14 protein-coding genes and 1 tRNA gene are annotated in these 15502 nt (G+C 71.2%); 6 read left to right on the forward strand and 9 right to left on the reverse strand.

What is annotated here, in order from left to right:
- The 3 genes from GUY60_RS20760 to GUY60_RS20770 all read left to right on the forward strand — a co-directional run.
- Positions 1 to 660: SPFH domain-containing protein (locus GUY60_RS20760; RefSeq protein WP_246235375.1), on the forward strand; the 660-nt coding region annotated here is incomplete at its 5' end.
- Positions 661 to 804: 144 nt separating this feature from the next.
- A complete protein-coding gene (locus GUY60_RS20765; RefSeq protein ID WP_161700039.1) occupies positions 805 to 1404 on the forward strand; it encodes a lytic polysaccharide monooxygenase auxiliary activity family 9 protein in 600 nt (199 codons plus the stop codon).
- 201 nt (positions 1405 to 1605) lie between these two features.
- Positions 1606 to 3276 carry an AMP-binding protein gene (locus tag GUY60_RS20770; protein WP_161700041.1) on the forward strand — a complete coding sequence of 557 codons (1671 nt, stop codon included), beginning with the start codon at positions 1606 to 1608 and terminating at the stop codon, positions 3274 to 3276.
- A 136-nt stretch (positions 3277 to 3412) separates the two neighbouring features.
- Here GUY60_RS20770 and GUY60_RS20775 read toward each other — a convergent pair.
- From GUY60_RS20775 to GUY60_RS20810, 8 genes are all read right to left on the reverse strand, one after another.
- Positions 3413 to 3486: transfer RNA gene (locus GUY60_RS20775), tRNA-Lys, on the reverse strand.
- Between the two features lie 73 nt (positions 3487 to 3559).
- Complete coding sequence (locus GUY60_RS20780) at positions 3560 to 4318, reverse strand: IclR family transcriptional regulator (RefSeq protein WP_161700043.1); 759 nt, start codon at positions 4316 to 4318, stop codon at positions 3560 to 3562.
- 294 nt (positions 4319 to 4612) lie between these two features.
- On the reverse strand, positions 4613 to 5449 hold the full coding sequence (ehuA, locus tag GUY60_RS20785; protein WP_188132737.1) for an ectoine/hydroxyectoine ABC transporter ATP-binding protein EhuA: 837 nt from the start codon (positions 5447 to 5449) through the stop codon (positions 4613 to 4615).
- Positions 5439 to 6089, reverse strand: coding sequence for an ectoine/hydroxyectoine ABC transporter permease subunit EhuD (gene ehuD / locus GUY60_RS20790; RefSeq protein WP_161700045.1), 651 nt, complete (start codon positions 6087 to 6089; stop codon positions 5439 to 5441). Before ehuD ends, ehuA begins: the two co-directional genes overlap by 11 nt.
- A complete protein-coding gene (gene ehuC / locus GUY60_RS20795) occupies positions 6089 to 6823 on the reverse strand; it encodes an ectoine/hydroxyectoine ABC transporter permease subunit EhuC (protein ID WP_161700047.1) in 735 nt (244 codons plus the stop codon). The genes ehuD and ehuC overlap by 1 nt, the downstream gene beginning before the upstream one ends.
- The gene (gene ehuB / locus GUY60_RS20800) at positions 6820 to 7746 is read right to left on the reverse strand and encodes an ectoine/hydroxyectoine ABC transporter substrate-binding protein EhuB (protein WP_161700049.1); all 927 of its coding nucleotides are present in this window, start codon (positions 7744 to 7746) and stop codon (positions 6820 to 6822) included. The genes ehuC and ehuB overlap by 4 nt, the downstream gene beginning before the upstream one ends.
- A gap of 225 nt (positions 7747 to 7971) precedes the next feature.
- Entirely contained in the window at positions 7972 to 9378 is a 1407-nt protein-coding gene (locus GUY60_RS20805) for an amidase (protein WP_161700051.1), read from the reverse strand.
- A 24-nt stretch (positions 9379 to 9402) separates the two neighbouring features.
- Entirely contained in the window at positions 9403 to 10380 is a 978-nt protein-coding gene (locus GUY60_RS20810; RefSeq protein ID WP_161700053.1) for a D-2-hydroxyacid dehydrogenase, read from the reverse strand.
- A gap of 337 nt (positions 10381 to 10717) precedes the next feature.
- Here GUY60_RS20810 and GUY60_RS20815 point away from each other — a divergent pair, with 337 nt between their 5' ends.
- The 3 genes from GUY60_RS20815 to GUY60_RS20825 all read left to right on the forward strand — a co-directional run bounded on the left by GUY60_RS20815 (position 10718) and on the right by GUY60_RS20825 (position 13667).
- The gene (locus tag GUY60_RS20815; protein WP_161700054.1) at positions 10718 to 11602 is read left to right on the forward strand and encodes a maleate cis-trans isomerase family protein; all 885 of its coding nucleotides are present in this window, start codon (positions 10718 to 10720) and stop codon (positions 11600 to 11602) included.
- Positions 11603 to 11722: 120 nt separating this feature from the next.
- On the forward strand, positions 11723 to 12460 hold the full coding sequence (locus GUY60_RS20820; protein WP_161700056.1) for a maleate cis-trans isomerase family protein: 738 nt from the start codon (positions 11723 to 11725) through the stop codon (positions 12458 to 12460).
- Positions 12461 to 12581: 121 nt separating this feature from the next.
- Positions 12582 to 13667: an LLM class flavin-dependent oxidoreductase gene (locus GUY60_RS20825; protein WP_161700058.1), complete on the forward strand. Its 1086-nt coding sequence runs from the start codon at positions 12582 to 12584 to the stop codon at positions 13665 to 13667.
- 33 nt (positions 13668 to 13700) lie between these two features.
- On the opposite strand, the gene GUY60_RS20830 is transcribed toward GUY60_RS20825, so the two are convergent.
- The gene (locus tag GUY60_RS20830; protein ID WP_161700062.1) at positions 13701 to 15494 is read right to left on the reverse strand and encodes a putative bifunctional diguanylate cyclase/phosphodiesterase; all 1794 of its coding nucleotides are present in this window, start codon (positions 15492 to 15494) and stop codon (positions 13701 to 13703) included.
- Between the last annotated feature and the right edge of the window lie 8 nt (positions 15495 to 15502).

The raw sequence follows: 15502 nt of genomic DNA on the forward strand, positions 1-15502 counted from the left end.
GGGCGGGTCGGCCGGGCGTGGGTGCTTTCGCTGTTCGGGCGGTACCGGGGGAGTGTGCGCCGTACCGGACTGCTGTGGATCAACCCGCTGTCGAAGCGGCGCCGGGTCGACGTACGGCTGCGGCACTGGCGCAGCGAGCCCATGCCTGGGGTGGACGCGAACGGGGTGGCGCTGCGGGTGGTGCTGCTCGTCGTGTGGCGGGTCAAGGACACGGCGCGGGCCACGCTCGCGGTCGACGACCATGTGACCTATCTGCGCGAGTGCGTGGAGGCGGCGCTCGCCGGGGTGTTCTCCCAACTCCCGGTCGACGCGCCCGTTTCCGGCGCGGGCGGTGCGACGCTGCGGAACGCGGAGGCGGTCGGCGACGCGCTGACCCGGCGTGTGGCGGTGGACGCGGAGGCGGCCGGGATCGAGGTGTTCTCGGTCCAGCCGACCCGGATCGACTACGCCCCGGAGATCGCGGACACGCTGCGCCGCAGCCGGCTCGCGGCCCTTGAGGCGCGGGACCGGGACCTCGAGCTGAACCGCCTGGTCGACACGGTCGAGGACACGGTGACCCGGCTCACCGTGCGCGGCCTGGTCGAACTCGACGACTACGAGCGCAAGGCACTGGTGAAGGACCTGACGGTGGCCTTCTGCCAGGGGCACACGGAACGCTGACCGGAATCAACTCCTCATTGGCATGGCATTGGTATGGACATGTTCAACTGCCCGCAATAATCTGACGCTTGGTCTAGACCGCAGCACTGCGCACGGCTCACGGAACACCCCCCTTCGTTCTTCCAGGAGCACAGGAGCAGCAGCATGCGTAAACGGATGTACGCGGCAGCGGTGGGCATCGCCACCGTCGGCGCCTTCACGTTCTCCACGGGCGGCGCCAGTGGGCACGGCTACACCGACTCCCCGATCAGCCGTCAGAAGGTCTGCGCCAACGGCACGGTCACCGGCTGCGGTTCGATCCAGTGGGAGCCGCAGAGCGTCGAGGGCCCGAAGGGCTTCCCGGCGTCCGGACCCGCCGACGGCAAGATCTGCTCGGCCGGACTCGGACAGTTCGGCGAGCTCGACTCGGCGACCAAGCCCGGCGGTGGCGCCTGGCCGACCACGAAGGTGAGCAGCGGCGGCAGCCAGAGCTTCCGCTGGCAGTTCACCGCGCGGCACTCCACCACGGACTTCAAGTACTTCGTCACCAAGGACGGCTGGGACGACAGCAAGCCGCTGACCAGGGCGGCCCTCGAATCGGCGCCGTTCTTCACCGTCCCCTACAACAACCAGCAGCCCCCGGCCACGCTCGAACACACCGGCCAACTGCCCGCGGGCAAGTCGGGGCACCACATCATCCTGTCGGTCTGGACGGTCGCGGACACGGGCAACGCCTTCTACGCCTGCTCCGACGTGACGTTCTGACACTCCGGTCACCACCGGTCACCACCGGTCACTCCGGTCACTCCGGTCACTCCGGGCACTTCCCCCGAGGCCCACCGTCGCGCGTGCCACACCACACCCCCACGGTGCGGCACGCGCGGCCGCCGCCACTCTCCGGCCTCGGGACGCCCGCCGCTTCCCGCCTCTCCACTTCTGACGGTACGTCAATTACCGTGCCGCCTCATGGAGATGACCGTCGCTGAGCTCGTCAGCGCACAGTGGGACGACCACCGGACCGGCCTCCGCTGCGAGGACCGGGTCCTCACCCACCACCAGATCGCCGCGGGTGCCGCCGCCCGCGCCGCGCTCCTCGTGGACCTGCTGCCGCGAGGCGCCGAGCCGCATGTCGGCGTGCTGCTCGACAACGCCCCCGAGTACCCGCTGTGGCTCAGCGCCGCCGCGCTCGCGGGCGCGGCCGTCGCCGGGATCAACCCGACCCGGCGCGGCGCCGAACTCGCCCGCGACATCCTGCACACCGAGTGCCGCGTCCTGATCACCGAACGCGCCAAGCTCCCCCTCATCGACGGCCTCGAACTCCCCGGCGTACGCACCCTCGTGACCGACACCGAGGAGTACGGGCAACTGCTCGCGCCCTACGCGGACGCCGCACCCGGCGACGCCGTGCTCGCCCCGCCGGACCCCGCGCGGCGGCTGCTCCTCTACTTCACCTCCGGCTCGACCGGGGCGCCCAAGGCCGCGCTCTGCACCCAGGGTCGGCTCGCCGCGGCCGGGCGGTCCCTTGCCACGAACTTCGGGGTGCGCCGCGACGACGTGCACTACATCTGCATGCCGATGTTCCACGGCAACGCCGTCATCGCCGACTGGGCCCCGGCCCTCGCCGCGGGCGCCGCGGTGGCGCTGCGCCGGAAGTTCTCCGCGTCCGGCTTCCTCGACGACGTACGCGCCCACGGGGCGACCTACTTCACGTACGTGGGCCGCGCCGTGCAGTACCTCCTGGCCACCCCGGAACGCCCCGACGACCGGGACAACCCGCTGCGCCTCGGCTTCGGCACGGAGGCCGGCGCGGTCGACGCGGCCCGGTTCAGCGAGCGGTTCGGGGTGCGGCTCGTCGAGGGGTACGGCTCCTCGGAGGGCGGGGCGGCGGTCCAGTGGTCGCCGGGCGCTCCGCGGGGCGCGATCGGCCGCGCCGCTCCCGGCGACGACCTGGCGGTGGTCGACGCGGGGTCCGGCCAGGAGTGCCCGCCGGCCCGCTTCGACGCGGCGGGACGGCTTGTCAACGGGGCGGCGGCGATAGGGGAGTTGGTCAACCGGGGCCGCAACACGTTCGAGGGGTACTGGCGCAATCCCGACGCCGAGGCGGCCCGGCTGCGCCACGGCTCCACGGGCAGCGCCTGGTACTGGACCGGCGACCTCTTCTTCCGCGACCTCGAGGGCTGGCTCTACTTCGCGGGCCGTACGGATGACCGGATCCGCGTCGACAGCGAGAACCTCGCCGCCGCGATGATCGAGAACATCCTCGCCCGGTACGAGCGGGCCGCCGCCGTCGCCGTGTACGCGGTGCCCGACCCGGTGGCCGGCGACCAGGTGATGGCGACGCTGGCCCACCCCGGCCCCTTCGACCCGGACGACTTCACGCGCTTCCTGGCCGCGCAGGGCGACCTCGGCCCGAAGATGGTGCCGCGCTTCGTCCGCGTCCTGGACCGGATGCCGGTGACGGCCACCAACAAGGTCCACCGGGTCGGCCTGCGCCGCACGGGCTTCCGCTGCCCGGACCCGGTCTGGTGGCGCCCGGACACGGAGCTCACGTACGAACCACTCACCCCGGCGGCACAAGCGGCACTCGTGGAGCGCTACCGGGAACAGGGACGGGAGTCGTTGCTCGACCCCCGGTGAGCCTCGCCCCCGCGCCGGCCCCTGTGCTCCGGGGGTGTGGGTGGCGGAGCCCCCACTCGCGCGGCGAAGCCGTGCAGAAACGAAGTTGGCGGGTCAGCTTCGCGCTTTCTGCGAAGATGACCCGCCAACGACAACGTGCGCCGCCAGGGACTCGAACCCCGGACCCGCTGATTAAGAGTCAGCTGCTCTAACCAACTGAGCTAGCGGCGCCTGCTGACTCGTAAATAATACCCGGCCCTGAGGAGTGCTCCCGACCACCTGTGCGGTGCCGGGGGCCGTCTCCTCAGATCGCCAGTGAGAGCAGCACCGGTGCCGCGCCCCGGTTCAGGGTGTCCGCCGCCGCGCGCAGCCGGTGGGCGTGCTCGATCGGCATGGACAGGGCCAGGCAGCCGACCGAGGCGCCCGCGGTGATCGGGACGGCCGCGCAGACCGTGCCCACCGCGTACTCCTGGATGTCGAGGACCGGGACCGTGGGCGGCTGGGAGTCCAGGCTGGTGAAGAGGAGCCGCTCGTTGGTGATCGTCCGCGAGGTGAGCCGGGCCGGCTTGTGGCGGGAGAGGTGGTCCCGGCGGCCGTTGAGATCCAGCTGGGTGAGCAGGCTCTTGCCGACGGCGCTGGCGTGCGCGGCGGAGCGGAAGTCCACCCACTCGTTGACCGCGGGCATGTCGGGCCCCGCCGCGTACTGGGTGATCTTCACCTCGCCGTCGATGTACCGGCTGATGTAGACGGCCGCGCCGACCGAGTCGCGCAGCCGGTCCAGGGTGACCTGGAGCTGGTCCTTGATCGCGTCCTCGTGCTCCACGGTGGAGCCGAGCTTCGCGAGCGCGTCCCCCGTGGTGTAGGCGCCGTCGGAGACCTGTCGGACATATCCCTCGCGCCGCAGCATGAGCAGCAGCGCGGAGAGTGCCCTGGGTGGCAGTCCCGTCTGGCGTGCGATCTGGACGTCGGTGACGCCGGTACGGTGCCTCGCAACGGTTTCGAGCACACGCAGGGCGTGCTGCACCGAGTGGTACGGCGCGGTCGAATCTGGCTTCAGCGCCACGGTATCCCCCTGCATGGACCGGTTCCGGACAGCTGGGCTCGGTACCACGATAGCCGCCAAGCGCCGTGTACGGAGGGGCTGTTGACAAGATTCATGGCGTGATCCGGTGGCCGCCCCGCCCCACAAGCAGGAACGCGCCACCCTGGCATATGCCATGGTCAAGGCCTTGGCGGTACGGAACAGCCGCGCGCACCCGTACACGACGTAGAGCCCGGCCGGACGGTGCGTCGGCCAGGCTCTACGTCAGGGGCTGTGAGCTGCGTCGTACCGGGAAGGGACCCGGCGCGTGCGGTCCTAGAGGACCGCGCTCAGGAATTCACGGGTCCGCTCGTGGTCCGGGTCGCCGAAGATCTTTTCGGCCGAGCCGGACTCGATGATCCGGCCGGAGTCGAACATCAACACCTTGTCCGAGATGTCCCGGGCGAAGTTCATCTCGTGCGTGACACAGAGCATCGTGATGTCCGTGGTCTGCGCGATGTCCCGGAGCACGTCCAGGACGCCGGCCACCAGCTCCGGGTCGAGCGCGGAGGTGACCTCGTCGAGGAGGAGCACCTGCGGGCGCATCGCGAGCGCGCGGGCGATCGCGACGCGCTGCTGCTGGCCGCCGGAGAGCTGCGTCGGGTAGGCGTCGCAGCGGTCGCCGAGGCCGACCTGGTCGAGCAGTTCACGGGCCCGCTCGTCGGCCTCGTCCTTGGACAGGCCGAGCACGTGCACCGGCGCCTCGGTGATGTTCCGCAGCACCTTCATGTTCGGGAAGAGGTTGAACTGCTGGAACACCATGCCGATGTTCTTGCGGACCTCGCGGACGTGCCGCTCCCCGGCCGGGACCAGCTTGCCGCCGCGCTCCTCGTGGGTGAGGTACTCGCCGCCCACCTTGATGGTGCCCTCGTCCGGCTTCATGAGGGTCATCAGGAGCCGCAGGATCGTCGTCTTGCCGGAACCCGACGGGCCGATCAGCGTGACGTGCTTGCCGGACGCGACGGAGAAGTCCAGCTCGTCGAGGACGGTGTTGCTGCCGAAGCGCTTGGTGACCTTGTCGAAGCGGATCAGTTCGCTGCCGTCGACCGCCGGGTTGGCGGTCTCCTTGGTCGTGCTCACGTTCGGGTCGTTGGGGGTGCTGTCAGCGGACAAGGCGACGCTCCAGGGCTCGGAGAAGAAGAGAGGCCGGGTAGGCGATGACGATGAAGGCGATGCCGACGACGACGAGCGGTTCGACCATCTGGAACGTGATGGAGCCGAACTGCCGTGCCTCGCCCAGCATTTCGAGGACACCGATCGTGGAGATCAGCGGCGAGTCCTTGAGCATCGCGACGACGTAGTTACCGAGGGCGGGGACGACCCGGCGGATGGCCTGCGGCAGGATCACCGCGAACCAGGTGCGCGAGCGCGGCAGGCTGAGCGCGGTGGCCGCCTCCCACTGGCCGGCCGGGACACCGTCTATGCCGGCGCGGTAGACCTCGGCGGTGTACGTCGAGTAGTGCAGGCCGAGGCCGATGACGCCGGTGGTCAGCGCCGAGAAGGTGATGCCCCACTCGGGCAGCACGAAGTACAGGAAGAACAGCTGCACGAGCAGCGGGGTGTTGCGGATGAACTCGGTGACCACGGTCACCGGCCAGCGCACCACCTTCAGCCGGGAGCGCTGGGCCAGCGCCCAGACCAGACCCAGGGTGAAGGCGACGATCACGCCGAGCACCAGAGCCTGGAGCGTGACGAGCACGCCGTCCCAGAACATCGGCATGAATTCGCCTACTGCGGACCAGTCCCACTGCATCAGCCTTCACCTCCCGCTGCGATTTGGTTCTGCTGGCGGATGCCGAGCCTGCTCGTCAGCCCGCCCTTCTTCGGCGGGGCCTGGCCGATGCCGGCCCTGGCCTGCCGCTCAAGGACGCGCATGCCGCGCGTGAGGACGAAGGCGAGCACGAAGTACATGACGAGGATGACCGTGTAGATGGGGCCGCTCTGGCCGGTGGCGTTACGCACCAGCTGGCCCGCGAAGCTGATGTCGCCGACGCCCAGGATCGACACCAGGGCGGTGCCCTTGAGCAGCTCGATCAGCAGGTTGTTCAGCGGCGGGACCATGTCCGGCCAGGCCTGCGGCAGGATGATCTTCCGGAGCGACTGCGCGGGCGTGAAGCTCAGCGCGATCCCCGCCTCGCGCTGCGCCGGCGCCACGGCCGACACCGCGCCGCGGACCACTTCGGAGCCGTACGCCCCGTAGGTGAGGCCCATGGCGAGCACCGCGGCCCACATGGGGACGAGCTGCCAGCCGAAGCCCATCGGCAGCGCGAAGAACACCAGGAACATGAAGACGAGCGCGGACGTGCCGCGGAAGATCTCGAAGTAGACGCCGGAGACGAAGCGCACGATCCACAGCCGGTGGGTACGGGCCAGACCGACGACGAGGGCGACGACCCCGCCGAACGCCGCGCTGTAGACGGTCAGTTGGACCGTGATCCACAGCCCCTTGAAGACGAGCTCCCAGAGCCCGGGAGTGATCTCACTCATGGCTTGCACTTCTCCTCGGCACGGATGTCGGTCATCTGGTCCTTGGTGAAGCCGAACGGCCGCATGATCTCCAGGAGTTCACCGCTGCGCTTCAACTTGTGCAGCTCACGGTTGAACGCGTCCCGCAGAGTCGTCTCCGGGCTGCGGAAACAGAACCCGCCGACGTCGATCACCGGCTTGCCGTCCACGAGGGGAGTGACCTCGGCGGTCGCCTCGACAGCGCCACCGCCCGCCTGCTTCACCGCGTTGCGCACGGTGACCGCGGTGCCCGCGAAGACGTCGATACGGCCCTGCTTCACGGCGAGCAGCCCGGCGAGCTGGTCGGGCAGCGTCCCGATGTCCTTGACGCCGGCCTCCTCCGCGTAGCCGATCTCCGCGTATCCGACACCGGTCGCCATCTTGGCGTTGGCCTTCGCGATGTCCTTGTACGAGTGCAGGTTCTTCGGATTGCCCTTGCGCACGATGAAGGCGTCGAGCATCTGGTACTCGGGGTCCGCGAAGATGACCTGCTCGCAGCGCTCGGGATTGATGTACATACCGGCCGCGACGACATCGAACTGCAGCGAGTTGAGGCCAGTGATCAGTGAGCCGAACTCGATGGGGAATGGCTCAACATTGTCGACGCCGAGTTCCTTGAAGATGCGCTTCGCGATAGCGGGCGAGGAGCCGGTCATCTTGCCGTCGCTGCCGATGTAGCTGTACGGCTGCTCGCCCGCGAGTCCGAGGCGGACCGTCTTCTTGGCCCGCAACTGCTCCAGTAGGTGCCCTCCGTCACCGGTGTCTGCGGTGGCCACACGGCTGCATCCGGTGGTCGCGCCGACCGCGCCGGCCGCACCGAGCGCCGCCGCTCCCGCGAGCAGCGAACGACGGCGGAGCCGGCTGTTCCATGTGCTTCCTGAGTTGTTCCCCTGTGGTGGAGCCATGGGCGCGCGGCTACCCGACTGGCGTGAAGATATGCCGATCGTTTTCAGTCCTTGATCTGGACGAAGGAATTCCGTACCTGGACGGCCGATTGGCACTACGCCACGCGTACGAAGGCTGCGGAAGTGTCCGCTTGGGTCCCTGAAACGCCTCCAAAAGCGGGACAGAGCATTACATGAACGCTTACATGAACGCGGTTCGGTGATGTGTCGTCAGAACCCGTGGAATCAGCCGAGTTCGGGCCGTGGAATGTCCGCCGCCCCCGACGCGTACAACGCCTGCGCGGCCCGCAGCACCAGCGCGTCCGCGTGCCGCGCCGCGACCAGTTGCACCCCGATCGGCAGCCCCGCCCCGTCGACCCCGCACGGCACCGTCGCCGCGGGCTGCTGGGTCAGGTTGAACGGGTACGTGAACGGGGTCCAGCCGGTCCAGCGCCGGTGCCCCGAGCCCTTCGGCACCTCGACTCCCGCCTCGAACGCGGTGATCGGCAGCGTCGGCGTCACGAGCAGGTCGTACGTGGAGTGGAACTGCCCCATCCGGCGGCCGAGTTCCATGCGCACGTCGACCGCGGCGAGGTAGTCGAGGGCGCTGTACCGGGCCCCGCGGGCGCAGATCTCCCGCAGGCCCGGGTCGAGCGCCGCCCGCTGCTCCTTGCCGAAGTGCTCGGTGACCCGCGCCGCGCCGCTGAACCACAGGGTGTGGAAGGCCTCCACGGGGTCGCTGAAGTCGGGGTCGGTCTCCTCGACGTACGCGCCGAGTTCCGCGAGCCGCTCCACCGCGTGCCGTACCGCCGCGGCCACCTCGGGGCGTACCGCGACCTGTCCGCCGAGCGAGGGCGAGTAGGCGACCCGCAGGCCGCGCACCCCGTCGTCCAGGCCGGACCTGAAGCTGGTCGCGGGCGGTTCGAGCGCCGACCAGTCACGGGCGTCGGGCCCGCTGATCACGTCCATCACCAGGGCCGCGTCCGCCGCGTCCCGGGTCATCGGGCCGACGTGCGCGAGCGTCCCGAACGCGCTCGCCGGGAACAGCGGCACCCGCCCGTACGTCGGCTTCAGCGCGAAGATCCCGCAGAACGCGCCCGGAATGCGCACACTGCCCCCGCCGTCCGTGCCGAGCGACACCGGGCCCGCGCCGAGCGCGACCGCCGCCGCGCTGCCCCCGCTGGAGCCGCCCGCGGTGCGCGCCGGGTCGTAGGGGTTGCCGGTCACGCCGGTGAGCGGGGAGTCGGTGACGCCCTTCCAGCCGAACTCCGGGGTCGTGGTCTTGCCGAGGAACACCGCGCCGTGCTCCCGGAGGCGGGCCACGCTCGGCGCGTCATCCTCGTCCCGACTCCCGTTCGCGGCAACGGCCTTGGAGCCGCGCAGGGTCGGCCCGCCGCGCTGTCGCAGGAGGTCCTTCACCGACACCGGCACCCCGTCGAGCAGCCCGGCCGGCTCGCCGCGCCGCCACCGCCCGGCCGACTCCTCGGCCTGCCGCAGCGCCTCTTCGGCGTCGATCCGTACGAACGCGTTGACCCGCCCCTCCGTCCGCTCGATGCGGTCGAGGGCCGCGCGGACCGCCTCCACCGGGCTCAACTCGCCTTTGCGGTAACGGTCGATGAGCTGCACCGCGGTGAGGTCGCCGAGCTCGGTCATCCGCCCTCCAAGGGGTCACTGTGGTCAGTGCCCGGGGACATACCCACGTTTCTTGTCGATCACGTTCGTCAGCGGCTTCCCGGCGGCCCAGAGCTCGTACAACTCGACGAACTGCGCCCCGAGTTCGTCCCGCCAGCCCACCACGTCACCGCTCATGTGCGGCGACAGGAGGACGTCCTCCAGGTCCCACAGCGGGCTGTCGGCCGGCAGCGGCTCCTGCTCGAAGACGTCGAGCGCGGCGCCCGCGATCCACCGCCTGCGCACCGCGTCCACGAGGTCGGCCTCCACCACCAGCTGGCCGCGGCCCACGTTGATGAACCGCGCCGACGGCTGCATCACACCGAAGCGGCGGGCGTCGAACATGCCGCGGGTCTCCTCGGTCAGCGGCGCCACCGACACCACCCAGTCGGCGCGGGTGAGCAGCCGGTCCAGTTCGTCCGTGCCGTGCACGCCCGCCCGCGCGGTGCGCCCGACGACCGCCACCCGCACCCCGAGCGCCTTGAGGGTCCTGGCGACGGCCTGCCCGATCGGCCCCGAACCCACCACGCACGCGCGCGTGCCGCCGACCCGCTGGGTCTCCCGGTGCCGCCACGCGCGGTCGCGTTGCAGTTCGAGGGAGCGCGGCAGCTGCTTGGCGAAGGCGAGCACCAGGGCCGCCACGTACTCGGCGATGGGCTGGTCGAAGACGCCGCGCGCGTTGGTCACGACGGTGTCCGAGTCGACCAGTTCGGGGCAGAGCAGGTGGTCGGCGCCCGCGCTCGCGGTGTGCACCCAGCGCGGCCGCGGGCCCTCGCCGGGCCAGGCGCGGCGTACCGCGTGCGAGCTGAAGTCCCAGACGAGCAGTACGTCGGCGAGCGGCAGCAGCTCCGCGAGCGTGTCCTCGTCGGCGTGCAGGATCCGGGCCCGGCCGGTCAGCCTGCCGAGCCGCGGCGGTGGCTCCGCGTCCAGGACGAGCACGGTCGGCTCGGCACCGGTCGGCTCGGAATCGGTCGGTTCGGACATCGTGGGGAAACCGTTCGGCAACGAGGATCCGCTTCCCTTGAGGGGCGAACAGGGGACCGTACGACCGCGTGGGATCGAGGGACGGAGGGGCTCGGAGGACGGGCCGGACGACACGCGGCCGGGGCCGTCCGGGAAGTGTGGATTGACCACGCTGGCACCGGAACCTACCGTCGTCAACAAGGACATTGCACACGCACCACGGTGACCCCTTCTGGGTCTGCTCGTCTTCTGTCCCGACGTCCCGGCGAGCGCCGGTTCCCCTCTTGCTCCACATCCGGCTCAGGCCGGCCCTCCGTCTTACCCGCCATCTCGGCACCTCTGCAGAACAGGGCCTGTCATGGACGTCAATTTCCTGGGTGGTCCCCACCCACAGCGCGGTATCGGCATCGTCGCCCCTTTTGACTTCGCCCTCGACCGGGAGCTCTGGCGCTGGGTCCCCGACGAGGTCTCGCTCCACCTGACCCGCACCCCCTATGTCCCCGTCGAGGTCAGCCTCGACCTGGCCCGGCTGGTGAGCGAACACCAGACGCTGCGCGAGGCGGTACGCGCACTCGGAGCCGCCGAACCCGAAGTCATCGCGTACGCCTGCACGTCAGGGAGTTTCGTCGACGGCACGGTCGGCGAGCGCACCATGTGCGCGGCGATGGAGGCGGCGGGCGAGGTCCCGGCGCTCACCACGTCGGGCGCCCTCCTCGAAGCGCTCCTCGAGCTCGGCGCGGAACGCATCGCGCTGGTCACCCCGTACACCGCCTCGGTGACCCGGGCCCTGGAGGACTTCCTAGGGGAGGCCGGCATCACGGTCGTCAGCCAGGCCGACCTGGGCCTGACCCGGCACATCTGGAAGGTCCCGTACCGGGAGGTCGTCGAGATGGCCCGGCACGCGGTGCCGCGCGATGCCGACGCGCTGTTCATCAGCTGCACCAACCTGCCCACGTACGACGCGATTCCGCAGCTGGAGGCCGAGCTGCGGATGCCGGTCGTCTCGGCCAACCAGGTCACGATGTGGTCAGCGCTGCGGCGGCTGGGTACCAGTGCGGTGGGGCCGTACCAGGCACTGCTCGACGACTCGGCGCGGCGCATGCTGCGGGCGGCGGACGCACCGCTCGCGGACGCCCCGGCGGGCGCGGGGTCCGAACAGCCGCTGCCGGAGCCGTCGGGCTTCGCGGAGCCGCCGGCGTTCCCGGAGCAGCCGCTGTTCCCGGACTTCCCGGGCGACGGGTGACGCGCGACGGGTGACGGGACCGGGCAGGATCGGGCAGGACCGGGTACCGGCCGCGCAACCCGGTGCCCGCCCGCACCGCCCGCACCACTCGCACCACCGAGCCGCACGGAGGACGCAAGGATGACCGCACTCGGATTCCTCTACCCGGGACACTCCGCCGAGGACGACTACCCGCGCATCGAGCAGCTGCTCGGCAGCGACATCCGCCTCGCCCTGATCCACACCGACATCGGCGAGGACGCCCACAGGGTCGACGCGCTGCTGCGGATGGGCGCCCCGGAACGCCTCGCTGAGGGCGTCGAGGAGCTGCGCCTCTCCGGCGCCGAAGCGGTCGTCTGGGCCTGCACCTCCGGCAGCTTCGTCTTCGGCTGGGAGGGCGCGCACGAGCAGGTCAGAGACCTGGCCAAGGCGGCGGGACTGCCCGCGTCCAGCACGTCCTTCGCCTTCGCGCACGCGGTACGCGAGCTGGGCGCGGACCGCGTGGCCGTCGCGGCGACGTACCCGGAGGACGTGGCCGAGCACTTCGTCGCGTTCCTGCGCGCCGCGGGCATCGAGGTGGCCGCGATGCGCGGAAGCGGCATCATCACGGCCGCCGAGGTGGGGACTTGGGGGTACGCGGAGATCCTCGCCCTCGCCCGCGCGGGCGACCACGCCGACGCCTCGGTGATCCTCCTGCCGGACACGGCCCTGCACACCGCGGCCCACGTCCGCGACCTGGAGCGGGAGCTGGGCAAGCCGGTCCTCACCGCCAACCAGGTCACGGTCTGGGAAGCGCTGCGCCTGGCCGGCCGCAAGGTGAACGCCCCGGCCCTGGGGGCCCTCTTCACGAAGGAACCGCTGGTTCAGGTGAAGGGGTAGGGGTCGCGCCTCCTGAGGTCGCGCCCCTGAGGTCCCGGGAACAGGTCCCGGGAATAAACGGAGACACCCTCCTGTTGGCGCCGGGTGCATACCCGAGTACGTACAACAGGAGGCACCCCCGGTGAGCAACGGAATCCACGGCACTGCGCAGGGCACCGCCCCCGTACCCCTCTCCGTACTGGACCTGGCCACCGTCGGCGCAGGGCGCACCGCCTCCGACGCCCTGCACACCGGGGTCCGCATCGCCCAGCTCGCCGAGCGCCGCGGCTTCCACCGCTACTGGGTCGCCGAGCACCACTCCATGCCCGGCGTGGCCTCCTCGTCCCCGGCCGTGATCCTCGCCCACCTCGCCGCCCACACCGACCGCGTCCGGCTCGGCTCAGGCGGCGTCATGCTGCCCAACCACGCCCCGCTGGTGATCGCCGAGCAGTTCGGCACCCTGGAGGCGCTCGCGCCGGGCCGCGTGGACCTGGGCCTCGGCCGCGCCCCGGGCACGGACGGCGGCACCGCCGCCGCCCTGCGCCGTACGGACAGGCTGAACGAAGGCGCGGACGACTTCCCCGAGCAGCTCGCCGAGTTGACCCGTTTCCTCGACGACGACTTCCCGGACGGCCACCGGTACTCCCGTATCCACGCCGTCCCCGGCCCCGTGCAGGCGACCTCGCCCGGCGGGGTGCAGTCCGCCGACCGGCCCTCGGTCTGGCTGCTCGGCTCCTCCGGGTTCAGCGCCCGGCTCGCCGGAATGCTCGGCCTGCCCTTCGCCTTCGCGCACCACTTCTCGGCGCAGAACACGGTGCCCGCGCTCGACCTGTACCGCGAGTCGTTCCGGCCCTCCGAGGTGCTCGCCGAGCCGTACGCCCTCATCGGGGTCTCGGCGCTCGCCGCGGACGACGAGCGGGAGGCCCGCCGCCAGGTGCTCACCGGCGCGCTGTCCATGGTCCGGCTGCGCACCGGGCGGCCCGGACTCATCCCGACGCCCGAGGAGGCGGCGTCGTACGACTTCAGCCCGATGGAGCGGGAGTTCGTCGACAGCTGGCTGTCGAACGTCGTGCACGGCACCGCCGACGAGGTGCGCTCCGGCCTCGACGGGCTGCAGAAGCGCACCGGCGCCGACGAGTTGATGCTCACCGCCAACGCGCACAGCGACGACGCCCGCGTCCGCAGCTACGAGCTCATCGCGGACGCCTACGGGCTGCCCACCGCCTGAACCGCACGGCACGTGTGGCCCTGACCGGACCGGTCAGGGCCGCACAGGCGAGTCCGAGGCGAGCATCGCGGAGATCAGATCCGGCGCCACCGCGCGGGAGTACAGCCAGCCCTGCCCGGTGTCGCAGCCGATCCGGCGCAGCCGCGCGGCCTGCTCCACGGTCTCCACGCACTCCGCCGTGACGGTCAGGCCCAGCTTGTGGGCGAGCTGCACGAGCGCCTCGACGATGGTCTCGTCGGCGGGACTCGGATGCCCGTGCCCCTCGGCGGACCCGTACTGGAACCCGCGTACGAAGGAGCCGTCCAGCTTCAGTACGGAGACGGGGAGCCGGCTCAGGTACGCGAGGTTCGAGTAGCCGGTGCCGAAGTCGTCGATGGCGATGTGCACGCCCATGTCGCTGAGCTCCTGCAACGCCTGCAGCGGCCGTCCCGTGGAGCCCATCACCGCGGACTCGGTGAGCTCCAACTGCAGCAGCTCCGGGGCAAGTTGGGTCTCGGCGAGGATCTCGGCGACATCCGCGACCAGGTCCGAGTCCCAGACCTGGCGTACCGCGACATTGACGCTGACGAAGACCGGCGGCGCGTCCGGGCGCTCCAACTGCCAGCGCCGCGCCTGCCGGCAGGCGGTCCGCAGCACCCAGCGGCCGAGCTGCACGATCGAGCCGTCCTCCTCGGCCAGTGTGATGAACCGATTCGGCGCCAGCGTGCCGAACTGCGGGTGGTGCCAGCGCACCAGCGCCTCCACCCCGCGAAGCGAACCGTCCGTGAGCCCCACCAACGGCTGGTACTCCAGGGCGAATTCCCCCCGCTCCACGGCCGGGCGGAGCGTGGACGACAGTGCCTGCCGGGTCATCCGGTGCGCGTTGCGCTCCGGGTCGAACAGCGTCCAGCGGGCCTTGCCGTCCTCCTTCGCCCAGTACAGCGTGGTGTCGGCGGCCTGCATCAGCGCCGTCGGGCCTGTGCCCGCCGCGCGCCGCTCCACGACCCCGATGGACGCGGACACCGAGAGCCGCTGCCCGGACAGGTCGAAGGGTTCCTGCAGCGCCTTCAGGACCGCCTCGGCCAGTTCGGCGAGCTGCTCGGTGCCGGTGGAGTCCTCGACGAGCAGCGCGAACTCGTCGCCGCCGAGCCGCGCCACGAGCGGCGCCCCGCCCCTGCCGTACGCGGCCCGGTCGGCGCACCCCGTGAGGCGCCCGGCGACAGCCGCGAGCAGCCGGTCGCCGGTGCGGTGCCCGAGCGTGTCGTTGACCGCCTTGAACCCGTCCAGGTCGAGGTAGCAGAGACCGATCCGGCCGGTCCCGCTCTCGTCGTACGCGTCCCCTTCGAGTGCGCCCGAGAGCCGCTCGAAGAACAGCGTGCGGTTGGGCAGCCGCGTCACCGGGTCGTGCATCGTCACGTGCCGCAGCCGGGCCTGGAGTTCGCGGCGCGCGCTGATGTCGGCGACGGCGAGCAGTACGGAACCGGTGCCGGGCATCGGCGAGACGGTCACCCGCGCCCACAGCGAGTGCCCCTCGGGGTGCTTCAGGCGCCGGGTGCAGGACAGCTTCGCCTGCCGCCCACGCAGCACTTCGCGGTACGTGTGCCAGGTGCGGGTGTCCGAGGCCAGGTCCACCAGGTCGGCGGCGACCTGGCCGGTGAGCTCGTCGGCGGGGGCGCCGACGAGGGTGCCGAGCGCGTCGTTGGCGCTGCTGACGAAACCCTCGCGGTCGACGACGGCCAGGGCGAGGTGGGCGGCGTTGAAGGCGGCGCGGTAGTCCCGCAGTTCGGTCGCGGTGCGCCGGGCGCGGGGCGCGTCAGCCGGGTGGGGTTTGTCCGACGGTCGGGGCACGTCAGCCG

It is taken from the genome of Streptomyces boluensis (genome assembly GCF_009908195.1).
Classification (GTDB): Bacteria; Actinomycetota; Actinomycetes; order Streptomycetales; family Streptomycetaceae; genus Streptomyces; species Streptomyces boluensis.

Bases quoted from the DNA above. Each gene is read 5' to 3' on its own strand.
- GUY60_RS20765 (WP_161700039.1), top strand. From the start codon at position 805: ATGCGTAAACGGATGTACGCGGCAGCGGTGGGCATCGCCACCGTCGGC.
- GUY60_RS20770 (WP_161700041.1), top strand. From the start codon at position 1,606: ATGGAGATGACCGTCGCTGAGCTCGTCAGCGCACAGTGGGACGACCAC.
- ehuD (WP_161700045.1), bottom strand. From the start codon at position 6,089: ATGCAGTGGGACTGGTCCGCAGTAGGCGAATTCATGCCGATGTTCTGG.
- ehuC (WP_161700047.1), bottom strand. From the start codon at position 6,823: ATGAGTGAGATCACTCCCGGGCTCTGGGAGCTCGTCTTCAAGGGGCTG.
- ehuB (WP_161700049.1), bottom strand. From the start codon at position 7,746: ATGGCTCCACCACAGGGGAACAACTCAGGAAGCACATGGAACAGCCGG.
- GUY60_RS20805 (WP_161700051.1), bottom strand. From the start codon at position 9,378: ATGACCGAGCTCGGCGACCTCACCGCGGTGCAGCTCATCGACCGTTAC.
- GUY60_RS20810 (WP_161700053.1), bottom strand. From the start codon at position 10,380: ATGTCCGAACCGACCGATTCCGAGCCGACCGGTGCCGAGCCGACCGTG.
- GUY60_RS20815 (WP_161700054.1), top strand. From the start codon at position 10,718: ATGGACGTCAATTTCCTGGGTGGTCCCCACCCACAGCGCGGTATCGGC.
- GUY60_RS20820 (WP_161700056.1), top strand. From the start codon at position 11,723: ATGACCGCACTCGGATTCCTCTACCCGGGACACTCCGCCGAGGACGAC.